The 17,887-nt window shown below is 58.4% G+C and carries 19 protein-coding genes; 6 read left to right on the forward strand and 13 right to left on the reverse strand.

Annotated features, from left to right (window positions below; translation table 11 throughout):
- Nucleotides 1-48: 48 nt before the first annotated feature.
- The 3 genes from AC2FI9_RS11320 to AC2FI9_RS11330 are packed head-to-tail and all read right to left on the reverse strand — an operon-like array spanning nucleotide 49 to nucleotide 2,143.
- Entirely contained in the window at nucleotides 49-576 is a 528-nt protein-coding gene (locus AC2FI9_RS11320) for a hypothetical protein (protein WP_496727287.1), read from the reverse strand.
- Entirely contained in the window at nucleotides 573-1,421 is an 849-nt protein-coding gene (locus tag AC2FI9_RS11325; protein ID WP_496767683.1) for a GNAT family N-acetyltransferase, read from the reverse strand. The genes AC2FI9_RS11320 and AC2FI9_RS11325 overlap by 4 nt, the downstream gene beginning before the upstream one ends.
- On the reverse strand, nucleotides 1,418-2,143 hold the full coding sequence (locus tag AC2FI9_RS11330; protein ID WP_496767685.1) for a 16S rRNA (uracil(1498)-N(3))-methyltransferase: 726 nt from the start codon (nucleotides 2,141-2,143) through the stop codon (nucleotides 1,418-1,420). The genes AC2FI9_RS11325 and AC2FI9_RS11330 overlap by 4 nt, the downstream gene beginning before the upstream one ends.
- 12 nt (nucleotides 2,144-2,155) lie before the next feature.
- On the opposite strand from AC2FI9_RS11330, the gene ubiA reads away from it, so the two are divergent.
- The 4 genes from ubiA (at nucleotide 2,156) to AC2FI9_RS11350 (ending at nucleotide 6,144) form a co-directional block, all read left to right on the forward strand.
- Nucleotides 2,156-3,118: a 4-hydroxybenzoate octaprenyltransferase gene (gene ubiA, locus AC2FI9_RS11335; RefSeq protein WP_496767690.1), complete on the forward strand. Its 963-nt coding sequence runs from the start codon at nucleotides 2,156-2,158 to the stop codon at nucleotides 3,116-3,118.
- A 65-nt stretch (nucleotides 3,119-3,183) separates the two neighbouring features.
- Nucleotides 3,184-5,118 (forward strand): OmpA family protein, encoded by a 1,935-nt coding sequence (locus tag AC2FI9_RS11340; protein ID WP_496767693.1) that lies wholly within the window; start codon nucleotides 3,184-3,186, stop codon nucleotides 5,116-5,118.
- Between the two features lies 1 nt (nucleotide 5,119).
- Entirely contained in the window at nucleotides 5,120-5,440 is a 321-nt protein-coding gene (locus AC2FI9_RS11345) for a hypothetical protein (RefSeq protein WP_058278866.1), read from the forward strand.
- Nucleotides 5,441-5,613: 173 nt separating this feature from the next.
- The gene (locus AC2FI9_RS11350; protein ID WP_058278867.1) at nucleotides 5,614-6,144 is read left to right on the forward strand and encodes a hypothetical protein; all 531 of its coding nucleotides are present in this window, start codon (nucleotides 5,614-5,616) and stop codon (nucleotides 6,142-6,144) included.
- A gap of 49 nt (nucleotides 6,145-6,193) precedes the next feature.
- On the opposite strand, the gene AC2FI9_RS11355 is transcribed toward AC2FI9_RS11350, so the two are convergent.
- From AC2FI9_RS11355 to pgsA, 3 genes are read right to left on the reverse strand one after another with little or no spacing between them, the layout of a single operon-like run.
- Nucleotides 6,194-6,637: a molybdenum cofactor biosynthesis protein MoaE gene (locus AC2FI9_RS11355; RefSeq protein ID WP_496767697.1), complete on the reverse strand. Its 444-nt coding sequence runs from the start codon at nucleotides 6,635-6,637 to the stop codon at nucleotides 6,194-6,196.
- A 4-nt stretch (nucleotides 6,638-6,641) separates the two neighbouring features.
- Nucleotides 6,642-6,887, reverse strand: a complete 246-nt coding sequence (moaD, locus tag AC2FI9_RS11360) for a molybdopterin converting factor subunit 1 (protein ID WP_496767699.1) — start codon at nucleotides 6,885-6,887, stop codon at nucleotides 6,642-6,644.
- A 3-nt stretch (nucleotides 6,888-6,890) separates the two neighbouring features.
- Entirely contained in the window at nucleotides 6,891-7,559 is a 669-nt protein-coding gene (gene pgsA / locus AC2FI9_RS11365) for a CDP-diacylglycerol--glycerol-3-phosphate 3-phosphatidyltransferase (protein ID WP_496727277.1), read from the reverse strand.
- A gap of 178 nt (nucleotides 7,560-7,737) precedes the next feature.
- Here pgsA and AC2FI9_RS11370 point away from each other — a divergent pair, with 178 nt between their 5' ends.
- Nucleotides 7,738-8,622 (forward strand): DMT family transporter, encoded by an 885-nt coding sequence (locus AC2FI9_RS11370; RefSeq protein WP_496767750.1) that lies wholly within the window; start codon nucleotides 7,738-7,740, stop codon nucleotides 8,620-8,622.
- Here the strand turns inward: AC2FI9_RS11370 and uvrC are convergent.
- The 6 genes from uvrC to AC2FI9_RS11400 form a co-directional block, all read right to left on the reverse strand.
- The gene (uvrC, locus tag AC2FI9_RS11375; RefSeq protein WP_496767752.1) at nucleotides 8,619-10,493 is read right to left on the reverse strand and encodes an excinuclease ABC subunit UvrC; all 1,875 of its coding nucleotides are present in this window, start codon (nucleotides 10,491-10,493) and stop codon (nucleotides 8,619-8,621) included. The genes AC2FI9_RS11370 and uvrC overlap by 4 nt on opposite strands.
- A 290-nt stretch (nucleotides 10,494-10,783) precedes the next feature.
- Nucleotides 10,784-11,563: an SDR family oxidoreductase gene (locus AC2FI9_RS11380; protein WP_496767702.1), complete on the reverse strand. Its 780-nt coding sequence runs from the start codon at nucleotides 11,561-11,563 to the stop codon at nucleotides 10,784-10,786.
- A 21-nt stretch (nucleotides 11,564-11,584) separates the two neighbouring features.
- Nucleotides 11,585-12,547, reverse strand: a complete 963-nt coding sequence (locus AC2FI9_RS11385; protein WP_496767704.1) for a calcium/sodium antiporter — start codon at nucleotides 12,545-12,547, stop codon at nucleotides 11,585-11,587.
- Nucleotides 12,548-12,715: 168 nt separating this feature from the next.
- A complete protein-coding gene (locus AC2FI9_RS11390) occupies nucleotides 12,716-13,513 on the reverse strand; it encodes a S49 family peptidase (protein WP_496767706.1) in 798 nt (265 codons plus the stop codon).
- A 104-nt stretch (nucleotides 13,514-13,617) separates the two neighbouring features.
- A complete protein-coding gene (locus AC2FI9_RS11395) occupies nucleotides 13,618-14,379 on the reverse strand; it encodes an ABC transporter permease (RefSeq protein WP_496727270.1) in 762 nt (253 codons plus the stop codon).
- Complete coding sequence (locus tag AC2FI9_RS11400; protein WP_058273632.1) at nucleotides 14,376-15,305, reverse strand: ABC transporter ATP-binding protein; 930 nt, start codon at nucleotides 15,303-15,305, stop codon at nucleotides 14,376-14,378. The genes AC2FI9_RS11395 and AC2FI9_RS11400 overlap by 4 nt, the downstream gene beginning before the upstream one ends.
- 339 nt (nucleotides 15,306-15,644) lie before the next feature.
- Between AC2FI9_RS11400 and AC2FI9_RS11405 the strand changes: the two genes are divergently transcribed.
- The gene (locus AC2FI9_RS11405) at nucleotides 15,645-16,754 is read left to right on the forward strand and encodes a CaiB/BaiF CoA transferase family protein (protein ID WP_496767710.1); all 1,110 of its coding nucleotides are present in this window, start codon (nucleotides 15,645-15,647) and stop codon (nucleotides 16,752-16,754) included.
- A gap of 47 nt (nucleotides 16,755-16,801) precedes the next feature.
- Here the strand turns inward: AC2FI9_RS11405 and hemE are convergent, their stop codons facing one another.
- On the reverse strand, nucleotides 16,802-17,845 hold the full coding sequence (gene hemE / locus AC2FI9_RS11410; RefSeq protein ID WP_496767712.1) for a uroporphyrinogen decarboxylase: 1,044 nt from the start codon (nucleotides 17,843-17,845) through the stop codon (nucleotides 16,802-16,804).
- Between the last annotated feature and the right edge of the window lie 42 nt (nucleotides 17,846-17,887).

Consider the following 17,887-nt stretch of genomic DNA (forward strand, 5'->3'; position numbering starts at 1 on the left):
CTGATGTGTCTGTCGTTTGGTCAGTCGTGGTCTTAAACCGCGCCAGTGTCAATGCAGCCTCAAATGGGCCGGACGCAGAGGCGTGCGTTCCCAAATAACCACAGGATGCGTCGCGCCACCGTTCAGTTCCAACAGCATTTGTTCGGTTTTCAAACCCGGAAGGGCCGAGAACACATCAAACAGCGCTTCGGCACCTTCCGCATTCACAGGAATGTGAAGCGTCGGCTGCCCCTGCTGATCCAAAATCCAATGTGCCGGGGACGATGTCGGGTCCAGCACAAGGCGCTCGATTTCACGTGTCGCAACGATGCCGCCTGTCAGCGGTCCCAGATAAGTGATCTGACCTTCATCGATTGTCACCAGACCGGGGCCACCTGCACCGGTACGGAACCGGGCGCGTTGAATGCCAATAACGGCCAGCGCCACCGAGACCGCGATCAGTACCCAGCCCAGCCAACCCAGCAATCCACCGGGTCCGCCGATCCAGCTGAGGCCGACCAACAAGACGACCCCTGCCACCAGCACTTCGCGCCAGCGCCACAGGGCCAGTTTGGCTTCGGGTCGGATGAAACTCATGCCGTGTCCTCAGGGTTTTTGAACAAAATCAGGGAATAATGGCCTGCTGGCCGGAACCCTATTGCTATATAGGCACGCGCGGCGGCATCGCTAGCGGCAAACAGAACAGCGCGGGTTGCGCCGTTGCTGTGCGCCTCGCGTAGATGTAGCGCCACTGCTAGTCGCGCGTATCCATGCCCCCGAAGATCGGGCGGCGTATAAACACCGCCAATCTGGACAACCTCTGGCAAACGCGAGTTGAACCCGGTCATTCCTACTGGCCGACCATCAATCAGCAAGGCCCGATGGGAATCGCGTTCGATATAGGCAGCGATATCTTTTTGTGCCTGAGGTTGCGCGCGTTCGGGGTCAAAGCCCATTGCTTCGATCAGATAGTCTTGCCGCCATCCCACTGTTATGGATCGGTCCAGTTCATCCAGCGGCACCAGTTTCGCGCTGGTGGCGTCCGGCATGACAAGTTGATTCAGCTCCAGCGAGAACCCCGGCTCGTCACTGTTTAGGGTTGCAGGGCGGTCTTCCCATCCCGCAAGCTGCATGATCCGACGTGCTTGAGTGGCCTCAGCCGCCAGACCGAACAACCTGCGCCCCCGGATCAGGCGAATCGCCTGGGCCAATTCGTCATCCGAGCATTCGGGGCATTGCGGCAGGACCATACCTTCATTTGTGATTCCAAATATCGCCCTCGGATCATCACCCAATGTCCACAAGTTCAAGGCGCGCGGGTCTGAGCCGCGCAAGCCGAAGTCCCGCAGGTTCGCCAGAAGGAACATGGACGTCTGGATATGTTCAAACAGGAACCTGTCGATCTTTGGAACCTCTGCGCCTTGCGCTTCTTGCCAGTTCATACCCAGTCTCCCAGCGCCTGCTGCCACATCGTCAGCGCCGCTACGGCAGCCGTATCCGCGCGCAGGATGCGCGGGCCAAGGCTGACCACATGCGAAAAGGGCAGCGCAGCCAGCCGCGCGCGCTCACGCTCGGAAAAGCCACCTTCGGGGCCGATGAGAATAGCCCAGGGTTGGTCCGTTTCATTGCCAGCCAGCCGTAGAGCCGAGCCTACCTCAGCCTCATCGCAGAACATCAGTTGCCGCCCTTCGGGCCAGCTTTCCAATACGCGATCCAATCGCTGCAGATCAGCCACCTCGGGCACAAATGTTCCACCGCATTGCTCGGTCGCCTCAACGGCGTGCGCCTGCAAGCGGTCCTGACGAATGCGTTCCGAGTTGGTGAATTCCGTCTGCACCGGCATGATCCGCGCCGCGCCCATTTCGGCTGCTTTTTCAACGATAAAGTCAGTGCGCGTTTTTTTGATCGGCGCAAACAGAAACCATAGATCGGGCGGCAGCTGCAGCGGTTTGGATTGCTCAACGCAGGACAAGACGCCGCCCCGCTTGCCGGCCTCTGTTACCTCGGCCAGCCACTCTCCGTCCTGCCCATTGAACAGCGCGACCTGTCCACCGACGGACAGGCGCATGACGCCAAACAGGTAATGGGCCTGCTCGCGCGTCAAAGGAACCGATTGCCCCTGACCCAGAGGGTGCTCTACATACAGTCTGATCTTTGCACTCATGAGACCTTACATATGCAAGGCAATGCCCCAACACCAGACGGTCAGGTTGCCGACGCTGTCAGCGGCAACTGGGTCGATACATATGCGCCCGCTTTCACCCGCCCCTACCTGCGTCTGAGCCGCGCTGACCGGCCCATCGGCACGTGGTTGCTGTTGATTCCCTGCTGGTGGGGATTGGCGCTGGCTATCCTCAGCGACGGCACCCCGCGGTGGGAGGATCTGTGGATCGCCATCGGCTGCGCCTTCGGAGCCTTTCTGATGCGCGGTGCGGGCTGCACATGGAACGACATCACCGACCGCGAATTTGACGGTCAGGTGGAGCGCACCCGATCCCGCCCGATTCCATCGGGTCAGGTCAGCGTGCGGCAGGCAGTGATCTGGATGGGGCTACAATGCCTGCTGGCGCTGATGATTCTGTTGACATTCAACCAGGCCGCAATTGCGATGGGCGTACTGTCGCTGTTGCCGGTGACGATCTACCCCTTTGCCAAGCGATTCACCTGGTGGCCGCAGGTGTTTCTGGGGCTGGCCTTCAACTGGGGCATCCTGCTGGCCTGGGCTGCCCACACGGGAACCGTGGGTATACCCGCAATCACGCTGTACCTAGCCGGGATCGCATGGACGCTGTTCTACGATACGATCTATGCCCATCAGGACGCTGAGGATGACGAGCTGATCGGAATCAAATCCACAGCTCGCCTGTTTGGAACCGACACTGCGCGATGGTTGAAATATTTCCTGATCGCCACCGTGGCGCTGATGGGGCTGGCAATAATCGACGCGGCAACGACTCAAGCATCAATCATCGCCTTGGTGGTGGCCCTTGCCGGGCCTTGGGCGATGGGGTGGCACATGGCATGGCAATTGCGGGGGCTTGATATCGAAGACAACGCCAAACTGCTGCAATTGTTCCGCGCCAACCGTGACACCGGCCTTATTCCGCTGATCTTCCTTTGCGTCGCCTTGTTGCTCTGATTGCACCCGGGCCTAGCCCTCTGTAAGAGTTCCGAACACTCACCCGAGGAGTCGATAGTTCGCACATGCGCCTGCCTTATGTCTTCGTCGTTGCCTTTGTCTTCCTTGTGTCCGCAGGGCTGTCTCTGTTGGCGGCAAGTTTTGCCGTAACAAAAGTCGAAGAAGCCTCGGAGTTCGCCGTGCGACGTGCGCTAGACCTGAAGGGTCACGACTGGGCCGAGGTCCAATCGGACGGGCTGCGGGTCGTTCTGACCGGTACGGCTTCGGATGAGGCCACACGATTCAACGCTCTGACAGCGGCAGGGACCGAGGTCGACACCTCGCGCGTCATTGACGAAATGGAAGTCGCGCCCACGACGCAGCTGGCCTCGCCACGCTTTTCAGCCGAGATTCTTCGCAATGACAGCGGAATATCGGTTATTGGCCTGATCCCGGCCAGCGAAGATCGTGACGCGCTGACAGAGAGATTGCGCAGACTGAATGACGGACCGGTCTCAGATTTGTTGGAAACCGCCGATTATCCAAAGCCGAAAGGCTGGGACGAAGCGATTACTTATTCGGTCGAGGCGCTGACCCGGTTGCCTCGGGCCAAAATCTCGGCCAGCCCCGGGCTTGTGAAGGTGACCGCAATTGCCGACAGTCAGCAGGAAAAGGAGCGGCTCGAACAAGAACTAACCCGCGCGGCACCGCCGAGCCTACGCATAGGCCTGTCCATCTCGGCACCTCGCCCGGTCATTACGCCCTTTACTTTGCGTTATCTGATCGACGAAAACGGCGGGCGTTTCGACGCCTGCTCAGCCCAGGATGAAAAGGCGCGGGATCGGATCGTCGCGGCCGCCCAGGATGCAGGTCTGGATGGCCCGTACTCCTGCACCATCGGTCTGGGCGAACCGTCTCCACGTTGGCCTGATGCCGCTGTGCTCAGCATTCGGGCCTTGTCAGACATCGGTCAGGGTACGGTTACTTTATCGGACGCCGACATCACTCTGGTCGCGGCTGAAGGTACAAGTACCGCGGTGTTCGACCAGGTGATCGGCGAACTGGAAAACGCACTGCCTGAGGTCTTTGCCCTGCACGCGGTTCTGCCAGAACCCGAAACGGAAAACCAATCCGGCCCGCCCGAATTCTCAGCGACACGCAGCCCCGAAGGTCTGGTGCAAATGCGCGGCCGGCTGGGGGATGAAACCCTTCGCGACATGGTCGACAGCTATGCCCGTGCCGCGTTTGGTTCCGAGCACGTTCATACGGCCACCCGCATCGCCCCTGACCTGCCCGCTGATTGGCCCATTCGCGTTCTCAGCGGGCTTGAGGCGTTGTCGCAACTGCACAATGGCGCGCTGACCGTGACACCGGACGAAGTGGTTCTGAACGGCATCAGCCACGATCCCAAAACCCGGGCATATGTTTCGGGGCTTTTGTCGGAAAAACTGGGCGAGGCGCAAGATTTCAGCCTGTCGATCACCTATCAAAAGCCACCCGAGCCCGCAGACAAGCTGCCCGACCCGGATGTTTGCGAAGAGCGCATCGCCGAGGTTCAGGCGGGTTCCAAAATCGCCTTTGAACCAGGTTCTGCCACGGTCGCCGCCGAATCGCGCGATACGGTCAATCAGATCGCCGACATCCTGCGGGAATGCGGACCCATCCGGCTGGAGATTCAGGGCCACACTGACAGCCAGGGCCGCGAAGAGATGAACCAGCAGCTCAGCCAGTCGCGTGCACAATCCATCTTAAATGAGCTGCGCGCGCGGCGCGTGCCCACAGCCAGCTTTACTGCCTTGGGCTATGGTGAAACCCAGCCAATCGCCGACAATGACACCGAAACCGGGCGCGAAGAAAACAGACGCATCGAATTCCGCCTGATCCGGCCCGAATCCACCGCTGAATCTCAAACCGCGTTGGAAGCGATGGAAGACGAAACAGAGACGTCACAAGACGCAGAGCCAGAGGCCGAAGCCGCGGAAACGGATGCGGAAACCGACTCGGGCGCAGGGGACCAGTAAATTGAACAGAATCGAATTCATTATCGCGACCGCCGTCATATTGTTTGCCGCCTTTAGCATGGGATGGTTCGCCAACTGGCTGGCCCATCGCCTGTCGCGCGTCCGCCAAAGCGACGTCGCCGATCTGGACCGCATGAGCCAGGAGCTGCATGAGGCAGAAGAAACCCGCGACCAGGCCATCACCTATCTGCAGCAGCGCGAGGCCGAACTGACCAACCAGCTGACCCAGACCGAGGCCGAATTGGCCGCCGCCATGGACGGCCTGCGCGCCGCCCGGCAAGAGGCGGAAGAACTACGCGGGCGTATCAACAACGCGGATTGATCCCAGCCCCGGGCTTAATAGCTGACCCCGGTTGGGGCCGACTGCACCTTCGGCACAAATCAGCCGATCCGAGGCAATCGCCTTCAATTCTTACAACAAATTCAATATTAGGAATTGGTGCATTTTTTACACATGCACATCACTGTTCACTATCCAGAAAATTGGAGTGTACTATGAATTTCAAATCATCATTAACAACCGCTGCGACTCTAAGCATCTTCTCTGCTGTAGCCGCTTGGGCTTCAAGTGACGTCATACCGTCAGAGAACGATACCTTCACCAACTGGGGCGAAGAATCCGGTTGGACTATCTTTGTGGATGACTCCCGCGGGTCCTGCCTGATCGAGCGTATGGACGAAAACCAGAACGTCGTTCAGATGGGTCTGACCAAGGACCACGAGATGGGCTATCTTGGTGTGTTCACGAAGAACGACATTGGCCTGAAGGGTAAGAAGGAAAAGATCTTCCTGTCACTCGACGGCAACGTCTACGAAGCTGAGGCGCACAAGAAGACTAAGCATCTCGCCGACGGATATACAGGCGGATACATCCTTGCGAACAACGCCCAGTTTGTGGATGACGTCATGAACAAATACGAAATGACCGTGTTTCCGAAGAAAGAGTTCGCATTCACCGTTAGTCTGGATGGTACTAAAAAAGCCATCGAAGCCGCACGGCAGTGTAACACTGAACAAAGCACCTAACTCGCTATGATAGACCCGGCACCAGATAATCCGGTGCCGGGCACAGAACCTACCACCGCGTCAGCGCATCTTCATCCTCATCCTTGGCTGCGACCCATTCCGCGCCGGATGTGGTGATTTCCTTTTTCCAGAAAGGCGCGCGGGATTTCAGGTAATCCATCAGGTATTCTGCCGCCTCAAACGCATCCTTGCGGTGCCGCGCGGCAGTTGCCACCATCATGATCCGATCCCCCGGGGCAAGGCGCCCGTGGCGGTGGATCACCAGCACATCGCCCAACGACCAGCGCTGCTGTGCCTCTTCGACGATTTTGGTTAGAGCCCGTTCGGTCATACCGGGGTAATGCTCGATCTCCATCACATCCAGATCACCGGATGCCAGATCGCGCACCACGCCGGTAAAGGTCACGATGGCGCCGTTGGCATCGTCTCCGGCAGCGAAGGTATTGGCTTCGGCCCCAAGATCAAATTCTTCTTCCTGAACCGCGATGCGCATGGTTTTAGCCGCCGGTCATCGGCGGGAAAAAAGCCACTTCGCGCACACCAGCAAGCGATGCGTTAAAATCGGACAGCTCCTGATCCAGTGCCACGCGCAGTGCGGACAGGTCCGCAAATGCGGCAGCATAGCGGTCTTCGCGCGCGCTCAGCTCGGCGACCAGATCGGATACGGTCGCGGCCTTGGTCTCGATCCGTTCTTTCGGCAGGCCGATCCGTTCACGCACCCAGGCAAAATACAGCACATCCATCCCTTAGCTCTCCTTCAGATGGGGCATGGCTTTACGTAGGTAGTCATAGCCGGTGATCAATGTCAGCGCCGCCGCAATCCACAGAAGCCACAACCCGATCCGGCCAGACCAGAACATCGCTTCGAGATGCCAGCGCATGTGATTTAGGTCTTCCAGTTGACCCGTCAGGACCAGATCCATTGTTTCGGCATCCATGCCGAATGTAGCCATCACAAAATAGTGTTCGAAAATCCCCTGCGAAAACAGAATGGCAATCGCCACCATCTGCGCGGTCGTTTTCCATTTCGCCAGCTTTGTGACCTTCAGCGTTCCGGCTGTATCGCCCAGATATTCACGCAGGCCTGAGACAAAAACTTCGCGGAACAGGATGACCGTCGCTGGCAGCACTAGCCAGGGCGTCCAGTGCTCAGCGGAGTAACCCACAAGGATCATCAGCGCGATCACCACCATCGCCTTGTCCGCAATCGGGTCCAACATGGCCCCGATCTTGGTTTCCTGTTTCCACGCGCGCGCCAGATATCCGTCAAACCAGTCGGTAATGGCTGCCGTCAGAAATAGGATCAGCGCAAACCAATCCGCGTAGGGTCTGGTGAAATACAAAAACATTACGGCCAGACCGGGCGCGGCCAGCAGGCGCAGGACGGTCAGGATATTCGGCAGGTTCCACTTCATGAAGCAGACCCTACATCGCTGGCCGGGGACAGGAAAGACGGGGCGGAAAAAAACTGTACCGATCACAGAGGCTTGGTCAAAGCGCCGCAGTCCGGCGCGGCACCGGTTATTGGCCTTGGCCCCGGGTCGTATTGTCGTCAGAGTGCAGCCGACCAAGCCCAATGGCAAAGACGAACCGATGACCCCGAATATTGAGACCGACGCGCGCGCCAACCTGATCGGTAGCGCATGGATGATCGGCGCGATGGCATGTTTCGCACTGGAAGACGCGCTGCTGAAAGCGGCGGCGGTTGCCTTGCCCGTCTGGCAAATACTTGTCCTGTTCGGATTGGGTGGCGCGCTCATCTTTGCCTGTGTCGCAATGGCACGTGGCACGCGGCTGCTGCAACCGGATGTTCTGTCGCACGCGATGAAAATCCGCGCGGTGTTCGAAATTCTCGGACGGCTGTTCTACGTCCTGGCTATCACACTGACGCCCTTGTCATCTGCAACCGTTATCCTGCAGGCCACCCCGCTTGTGGTCGTCGCCTGTGCCGCGCTGCTATTCGGAGAGACCGTTGGTTGGCGGCGGTGGAGCGCCATTCTCGTTGGCCTGATCGGCGTTGTGATCATCATCCAACCAACTGGTGACAGTTTCACCATCCTGTCCCTGCTGGCCGTGCTGGGGATGTTGGGATTTGCAGGTCGCGATCTGGCCAGCCGGGTCGCACCCGCCAGCCTTGGAACCGAAGTTTTAGGGTTCTACGGCTTTGTCAGCGTGATTGTCGCCGGGTTTGCCTACAGCTTTTGGGAACAGGCCCCGATTGCGCCAGTGCCGTTGCTCACAAGCCTGCATATCGCCGGAGCCGTAGGCCTTGGCGCAATCGCATACGGTTCCTTGATGAAAGCCATGCGGACGGGAGAAGTATCCGCTGTCACGCCCTTCCGCTATTCCCGCCTGCTGTTTGGTGTCGCCCTGGGTGTGGTCTTCTTTGGCGAGGATCTCGACCAGACGATGTGGATCGGCAGTTCGCTGATCGTCGCCTCGGGCCTGTACATATTGTGGCGCGGGCGCAAGGCCTAGCCTTTGTCGTGGAAGAAGTCGTAGACCTTTTGCGCCAACCCGGCTGAGATCCCCTCGACCGCTTTCAAATCCGCCAGATTGGCCCGGCTGACCGCCTTGGCACTGCCAAAATGCGCCAGCAATGCACGCTTACGCGCGGCACCAACTCCGGGGATTTCGTCCAACGGCGTCGCGCCGACCGCTTTGGCCCGTTTGGCACGGTGAGTGCCGATTGCAAACCGGTGCGCCTCATCCCGCAGGCGCTGAATAAAATATAGCACCGGGTCGTTGCGTTTTAATGCAAAAGGGCGCTGACCGGTACGGTGGAACTCTTCTTTACCGTGATCACGATCAACCCCCTTTGCAACACCGACCATAGGGATATCTTCGACCCCATGCTCGACCATGATTTCGCGCACAGCACTCACCTGCCCCGCGCCGCCGTCGATTAGCAACAGGTCGGGCCACAATCCCTTGTCACGATCCGGATCCTCTTTTTGCAAGCGGGTAAAGCGGCGGGTCAGAACCTCTTTCATCATCCCGAAATCGTCACCAGGGGTCAGGTCGTCGCCCCGAATGTTGAACTTTCGATAGGCATTTTTCATGAACCCTTCTGGGCCTGCCACGATCATCCCACCAACAGCGTTGGTGCCTTGGATATGAGAGTTATCGTAAACCTCGATCCGGTTCGGCGGGCTGTCCAGATCAAACGCTTCGGCCACGCCACGCAACAGCTTGGCCTGCGTGGCGCTTTCCGACATCCGACGGGCCAAGGATTCCCGCGCGTTGCGCAAGGCCCCTGCAATCAGTTCCTGTTTCTCACCCCGTTGAGGCACCAAAATTTGGACCTTGCGTCCCGCCTTCTCGCTTAGTGCTTCTTGCATCAGGTCAGCGTTTTCGACGGCATCCGAAAGGATCAGTTGCCGCGGCGGTTCCTTGTTGTCGTAGAACTGGCCAAGGAAAGCCTCCATCACCTCAGCCGCGGACACATCCGCACCGACACGAGGATAGAAATCCTTGTTTCCCCAGTTTTGATTGGCGCGGATAAAGAACACCTGAACACAAGCCTGCCCGCTGTCCAAATAAAGGCCAATCACATCCGCCTCAGCCACACCGCGCGGATTGATTCCCTGCGAAGTCTGCACCTGCGTCAGCGCCCGAATGCGATCTCGCAGCCCGGCGGCACGTTCGAACTCCATCGCCTCGGACGCGGCCATCATCTGTTCGGCCAGCTCCTCTTGCACTTTGGTCGACCGCCCCGACAGGAACCGCTCGGCATCTTTGACGCTTTCGCCGTATTCGTCATCCGAGATCAGACCAACGCATGGCCCCGAGCACCGCTTGATCTGATAAAGCAGACAGGGCCGCGTGCGGCCGTCAAACATGGAATCCGAGCAATTGCGCAACAGAAACGCCTTTTGCAGCTGGTTCAACGTCCGATTGACCGCGCCTGCACTGGCGAAGGGGCCGAAATAGGTCCCCTTCTCTTTCTTCGCGCCACGGTGCTTTTTGATCTGCGGAAAGGCATGGTCCTTGGCGACCAGAATATTGGGAAAGCTTTTGTCGTCGCGCAGCAGCACGTTGTACTTGGGCTTGAGCTGCTTGATCAGGTTCTGTTCCAGCAACAGCGCCTCGGTCTCAGTCCTTGTGGTCAGGAACATCATCGAGGCTGTCGCCGCGATCATCCGCTCAATCCGCCCCGAATGCCCCGGCCGCGCATAGTTCGACACACGCGCCTTGAGATTACGCGCTTTGCCCACGTACAGAACCCGGCTGTCCGCATCCAACATGCGATACACACCGGGGGAACTGTCCAGCGTTTTCAGATACCGCTGAATGCACGCATAGCCGGTCATTTGAGTGTCTTGGGTCGGGTCGCTGTCTGTCGTCATTTGCCTGAGATATGATTCTCTGACCATGGCTGCAATCTTGTGGCCTTCAGATCAAGAGAAAACAAATCCACGGTTTCTGTGGATAAGTGTGAAGATAAGTTTCTGAGCTTGGCAAATTTCCCTTGTTTCATTAAGGAATCCTTGATTTGCATAAAAAATAAGCAAATACTTAACCTATTGTTTTTATTGTAAATATTTTCATTCACAAGGCAAGTGTATGAAAAAAAAGACATTTTTGTAACGAGTAGGTAACAGAAATGAGAGCGGTGCAAAACTTACAGCAGTTTTACTTATTCAAGGCCCAGAACGTCCGGCGTTTTCCACCCCAGATGCTGCCCGCCGTCGACGCATAAAAGCTGCCCCGTGACCGCGTGCGCATCTAGGAAATAGCCCAAGGCGGCAGTGATATCTGACGGGTTCGACCCGCGTTCCAGAACCGTGTTTGCGCGCTGCGCCTGAAAGTGTTCTTCGCTTTGCCGGTGGCCCTGCATCGTTGGTCCTGGCCCGATCGCATTGACGCGGATCGCTGGCGTGAGCGCCTGCGCCGAGGTTCGGGTCAAGGCCCACAGACCCATTTTGGCAATCGTATAGGTCATGAACTCTGGCGTGAGCTTGCGCACCCGCATATCGACCATGTTGACGATCAGGCCGGTGGCAACAGGTTCGCCCGCCTCGTCCGTGCCCGGCTTCAGCCCCTGCGCAGCCATGGCCTGCGTCAGAACGAATGGCGCGCGCAGGTTGCTGTCGAGATGCCGGTCCCAGCTTTGCCGCGTGGCGGTTTGAAGGCCGTCGTATTCAAAGATCGACGCGTTGTTCACCAGACAGGTGATTGGTCCGCCCAACGCCTCTGCCGCACAGGGCAGCAAGGTCAGGACCTGCGCCTCATCCAGCAGATCGGCGTGCAAGGCGACCGCCTTGCGTCCAAGCGCCTGCACCTCGGCTACGGTTTCGGCGGCAGGTTGTTCAGACGTCGCATAGTGCACTGCGACGTCATATCCCCGCTTTGCCAGATACAGGGCCATTGCCCGACCAAGACGAATACCTGCACCGGTCACTAACGCTCGGGCCATGGATTTCCCCCTATCTTCAGGTCACGCCAACAGCGAGACGATGTAGACGGCATACAGCAGCGTCAACACCAGACCCCAGCCGCGTGTGATATCTTGTTTCAAGAACACGAACGGGATCAACAGAAGCGATGCGCCCAGCATGACCCACAGATCGAAACGCAGGAATTCCGGGTCCACAGGGATACGTCCAAACAAAGTGGCGATACCGACGATGGCCAAAAGGTTGAACATGTTCGACCCGATCACGTTGCCCAAGGCGACATCCGCCTGTCTGCGCAAGGCCGCCATGACGGTCGTGGCCAGTTCCGGCAGGGATGTCCCAACTGCGATCAGCGTCAGTCCGATAATCGTTTCGCTGACGCCATATGTGCGGGCAATGATCGTGGCGTTGTCGACCAATAGATGCGCACCCATCGGCAGGCCGATCAGGCCCAGGACCAGATAGATCGATAGTTTCCAATAGGGCATGTCCGGATCGGCCTCTTCCAGACCTTCCAACTCATCCTCTTCCCCACAGGCTTCACCGCAAGCTTTGCGATGCGCGCGCGCATCGCGGAATGCGTTGAACAGGACCAATCCCAAAGCAGCTAGCAAAATAGCACCACTGGCCAGATTGAACACGCCGCAGAATGCCAGGCCGATGAACAGCACCGTGGCCAGCAACATGAACACATAGTTTCTTCTGGTGTTGCATTCACTGGTGTGAAGCGTGGCAAGCAAGGCTGGCAGACCCAGAACCAGCAAGATGTTCGCCGTATTCGACCCGACCACGTTACCCAGCGCAATCCCCGGCGCGTTTTCCTTGATCGCGCTGACCGCGATCAACAGCTCGGGGGCCGAGGTGCCAAACGCCACAATGGTCAGGCTGACGATCAGGGCTGGTACACCCAGGCGCAGGCTCAGGTTCACTGCACCGCGGACCAAAGCATCACCTGCGAGAAGCAAGATCAGCAAGCCGAGGCCGGATAACAGCCATGCCGTCATGTACGGCCTCCTTTTTCGCAGGAGCAAGGCCCCTTACCGATACTGAACCGTCCACAGCGCGGACATCTTGCAGATTGCAGCCTTTTCTGCCCCGGAAAACGCAACTTGCCGAACATCGCCAGGACACCCATGGCAATCAGGAAAAGGGTGACAACCTTAACGATCACGTCACAAACCAAAGCGCGCGTAAGCCGCCCGCTCCTCAATTCCGGTTATGGCGTCCTGGGCAAGTGTGGCCCCGAACCGCGACCAGATCGGTTTGCGCAGGCCATAGCGGCGGAACTTCACCTTGTCGCCGAACCGCTCCTGCATTTTCGGCCTTAGGTGTGCGACGCCGTCTATCAGGCCCAGTTCCTGCGCGCGTCTGGCAAGCCAGACCTCGCCCGTGAACAAATCCGCACTTTGATCCAGCTTGTCACCGCGGCGGGCTTTGACATGGTCGATGAAGTTCGCGTGGATATCACCCAGCAAGCCTTGCAGCCGCGCGACATCTTCTTCTTTTTCCGGCGAAAACGGGTCGAGCATTGATTTTGATTTGCCCGCCGTATGTACGCGCCGCTCGATGCCTTGCCGCGCCAGAAGGACATGCACGCCAAACCCGGCCGAAATCACACCGATCGACCCCAGGACCGAGCTGTCATCGGCCCAGATTTCGTCAGCGGCAGCGGCCAGCCAGTAGCCGCCAGACGCTGCAACGTCTTCGACGAAGGCAATAACGGGGACCTCAAGCTCTTCCGACAGCCGCCGGATTCGCGACCCGATCAGAGAGCTTTGCACTGGCGATCCACCGGGCGAGTTGATCTCAAGCGCCACGGCCGCAGGTTTACCTTTGCGAAACGCCTTTTCCAGAACGGGGGCCAGCGCGGTATCGTTCAACGATCCACGCCCCGCCATTCCGATGGCGCCGGATAGGCGAACCACGGCCACGAGGGGCTGCTTTTTGACAAATGGCAGGCTGAGCTTCATGGGTGCCGATGTAGAGTGCGGCTGAGCCCTAAACAAGGGACCGTTCGAGCCTTAGACGTGACGTGAACCAAATTCACACACATGGCGGGCAAAAATGCAACGCCCTAGCTGCGAATACGCCAACCGGTTTTGAAGATCCAGCCGATCACAGCCAGACAAGTCCCTGTGAAGACCAGAATCGCCAGCAGGCTGAATCCGATCGGGACATCGGCCAACCCGTAAAACGACCAGCGGAACCCGGAAATCAGGTAAACAACCGGATTGAACAGGGTGATCGTCTGCCAAACAGGCGGCAGCATCGAGATCGAATAGAACGTGCCGCCCAGAAAGATCAGTGGCGTGATAACCAGTTGAGGCACCAATGATATTTGTTCAAAGTTGCTGGCCCATATCCCCACGATAAAGCCCAACAGCGAAAAACTGAGGCAGGACAGGATCAGGAACGCTGCCATCGCAAAGGGATGTTCGATACGTATGTCCACGAAGAATGTCGCTGTCACCAAGATCACCAACCCGACAAACAACGACTTGGTGGCGGCGGCCCCGACGTAACCTATTACGATCTCAATAAAATTTACTGGCGCCGACAACAGTTCGTAGATCGTACCAAGGAATTTCGGGAAGTAGATCCCGAAAGACGCGTTCGAGATTGCCAGCATCACAACGGACAACATGATAAGCCCCGGCACGATAAACGCGCCATAAGATACACCCTCGACCTCTTGGATGCGGCTGCCGATCGCAGTGCCGAAGACCACAAAATACAATGAGGTCGACAGGACCGGTGACAGAAAGCTCTGTGCCAGAGTGCGGAAGAACCGGGCCATTTCGAACCGGTAGATTGCTGCGATGGCAGACCAGTTCATGCAGGTTCTCCGGATACCAGGTTCACGAAAATCTCTTCTAGGCTCGACTGCCGGGTCTGCACGTCGCGCAGAACAAGCCCCGCCTGCGCCACGTCGTTTAGCAAAGTGGTGATCCCAGTGCGGTCCGCGTGGGTGTCATAGGTATAGACCAGCGCGTCGCCATTGCCGTTCAACGTCAGGTTATGCACAGCCAGACTGTCGGGAATGGCCTGGATAGGATCGGCCAGCATAACCTCGATCTGTTTCTTGCCCATCTGGGCCATCAGGGTGTTCTTGTCCTGGACCAGCCGCAGCTCACCCTTGTCGATCACACCTACCCTGTCGGCGATGGCTTCGGCCTCTTCGATGTAATGTGTCGTCAGGATGATGGTTACCCCGGCCTTTTTCAGCTCGGCCACGATCTCCCACATATCCTTGCGCAGTTCGACATCTACGCCGGCGGTCGGCTCATCCAGGAACAGCACGCGCGGCTCATGTGCCAGGGCCTTGGCAATCAGCACGCGGCGCTTCATGCCGCCGGACAGTTCCTTGATCGCGTTTTTACGCTTGTCCCACAAAGACAGCTTGCGCAGGATCTCTTCGATCCGGGCGTTGTCGCTGCCATATCCGAACAGGCCGCGAGAGAACCGGACCGTGTTCCAAACTTTCTCAAACGGCTCAAGCGCGATTTCCTGCGGCACCAGCCCGATCATCCGCCGCGCTGCACGAAATTCGGTCTGGATGTCATGCCCACCTACAGTAACGGTGCCAGAAGTCGGAGTGGTTATGCCGCACACGGTGGAAATTAGGGTCGTCTTGCCAGCCCCATTCGGGCCCAGCAACGCCAGAATTTCGCCCTGCTCGATATCCAAGGACACCCCTTTGAGCGCCTCGAATCCGTCGGCATAGGACTTACGCAAATCCCTGATGGACAGAATAGTTGTCATGCACATTCCCTGTTCTGGCGGGGACACTACCCCGACGGCCCGGCACAGAACAGGTCAATTCCGCACATTGTTCTGCGCTTTTTTGTGGGCGCGCGGCTGTGTCAGGTCTGCGGCACCGCCGCCATTCGGTAGTCCGCTTGTGTACATGCTCAATTAGCAAACACGCATCAGGCAAACGCGCATAATGTTGTCCTTGCCGATAGGCTGCGGGCACCGTGCGGTTCAATTGCGGCCAACATCAAACGCTGCGGCGGATGCAGGCGCACTATCACAGTCAGTTGAATCTGGTCTTGCAATCCCTGGGCATCCCCGAAAACTTGCGCCAAAAGGAGAAGGCCCATGCTCAGCGGAATACGGATCATTGAAGTTGAAGGTTTGGGGCCAGGTCCTTTTGCAGCCATGTTACTGGCCGATCTGGGGGCGGACGTCATCACGATCCACCGCAAGGGCCAGCCTGCCGGACCTGGTATGCCCGAGCAATCCGTCCTGGATCGCGGCAAACGCTCGATTGATCTGAATTTGAAGGATACAGCCGATCTGGACATCGCAAGACGCCTGATGGCCTCGGCCGACGCGCTGATCGAAGGGTTTCGCCCAGGTGTGATGGAAAAGCTGGGGCTTGGCCCCGACGCTTTTCAGGAAACCAACCCCAAACTGGTCTATGGTCGCATGACCGGATGGGGTCAGGACAGCCCGCTCTCCGCAACTGCCGGGCACGATCTGAACTATATCTCTCTGTCCGGGGCATTGTGGTACGCCTCGGCCGCGGGCCAGCCCCCGCAGACCCCTGCGACTCTGGTCGGGGATATTGGCGGCGGTGCCATGTATCTTGTCACCGGAATTCTAGCCGGGATTCTCAACGCGCAGCGGACCGGACAGGGCACCGTGGTTGATGCGGCCATCTATGACGGCTCAGCCCACATGATGAACCTGTTGATGAGCATGCGCCAATCCGGAAATCTGTCTGAGACGCGTGGTCACAGCCTGTTGGACGGCCCGCATTGGAGCCGCACCTACGCGTGCCTAGACGGGGGCTTCATGTCCGTCCAGTGTCTTGAGCCCAAGTTCTACGCCGAATTCCTGCAAAAACTGGGACTCACCGACGATCCCGAATTCAAAAACCAATATGTTCCGGCACTTTGGCCCAAACTCACGCAACGGCTAACCGACTTATTCGCCAGCAAACCCCGCGCCCACTGGGCCGATATATTCCAAGGTTCCGACGCCTGCGTCGCGCCCGTACTCGACCCGGTCGAGGCGCAAGCCCATCCCATGAACGCCGCGCGCCAAACCTGGATCGACCATGACGGAGCGCTGCAGGCTGCGGCCGCGCCCCGCTTTTCGACCGAGACATGGCAGCCCAAAACCAGCCCACGCCGAGGCGAACACAGGCAGGATATTCTGGATCAGCTGTCCACCAACACGCCTCCTGACCCCTCACCTGGCTAAAAATCTCCCTGGGTGAGTTGGCCAAAATCCAAGTGGGGCTGGCCCCTCTACGCGTCCCGCCACGACCGCACCGTGTCGATCATCAGCTGAACATTATCGGGATCGGCATCGGGTGTGATCCCGTGGCCCAGATTAAAGATATGCGGTCCTTTCGAGAACGCCTCGACGATCTGACGCGTCTCATCCACCAGCGCCTGTCCGCCGGTCACCATGTGTGACGAGGCCAGATTGCCCTGAACGCAGCCATCCACCTGCACATGCTCGACCGCCCAATCCGGCGACACAGAGTTGTCCAGCGCGACGCAATCCACGCCGGTGGTCTTGGCAAAACCTTTGTAACCATCACCTGCTTCGCGCGGGAAGCCGATCACCGGGATACCGGGATGGCGCGCTTTGATGGCCTGTGTAATCACGCGGCAAGGCTCGACCGCGTATTTCTGAAACTCGGTGCCCTTCAACGACCCCGCCCAGCTGTCAAAGATCTTGACCACCTCCGCTCCGGCCTCGATCTGGGCCGAGAGATACTCGATCGTTGCCAGTGTGATCCGGTCCAGCAACGCCTCGAACAAGGCCGTGTTCTCTTCACGCAACGCGTGGGCCGGTCCTTGGTCCGGTGTACCCCGCCCGGCAATCATGTAGGTCGCCACAGTCCACGGCGCGCCTGCAAAACCAATCAGCGTTGTCTGGGAGGGCAATTCGCGGGACAGGATGCGTACGGTTTCATATACGGGCGACAGCGTCTCATGGATATCCGACACAGGCTTTAGCGCGTCGAAATCAGATTGCCGGGTGATCGTCGACAGCCTTGGTCCCTCGCCAGTGACAAACCACAGGTCCGCACCCAGCGCTTGTGGCACCAGCAGGATATCCGCAAACAGGATCGCTGCGTCGAACCTGTAGCGGCGGATCGGTTGCAATGTCACCTCGGCGGCCAGTTCGGGGTTATAGCACAAAGACAGAAAATCCCCGGCCTGTGCCCGAGTCGCGCGATATTCGGGCAGATACCGCCCGGCCTGCCGCATCATCCAGATCGGCGGCACGTCCTGCATCTCACCCGCCAGCGCCCGCAGCAGTTTCTTTGTCTCGGCCATCTTTGTCCCCAATCGTCAGGTTTGTCGCAACGGGTCGTGCCT

The sequence above is a fragment of the Ruegeria sp. CDSA246 genome, assembly GCF_059611225.1.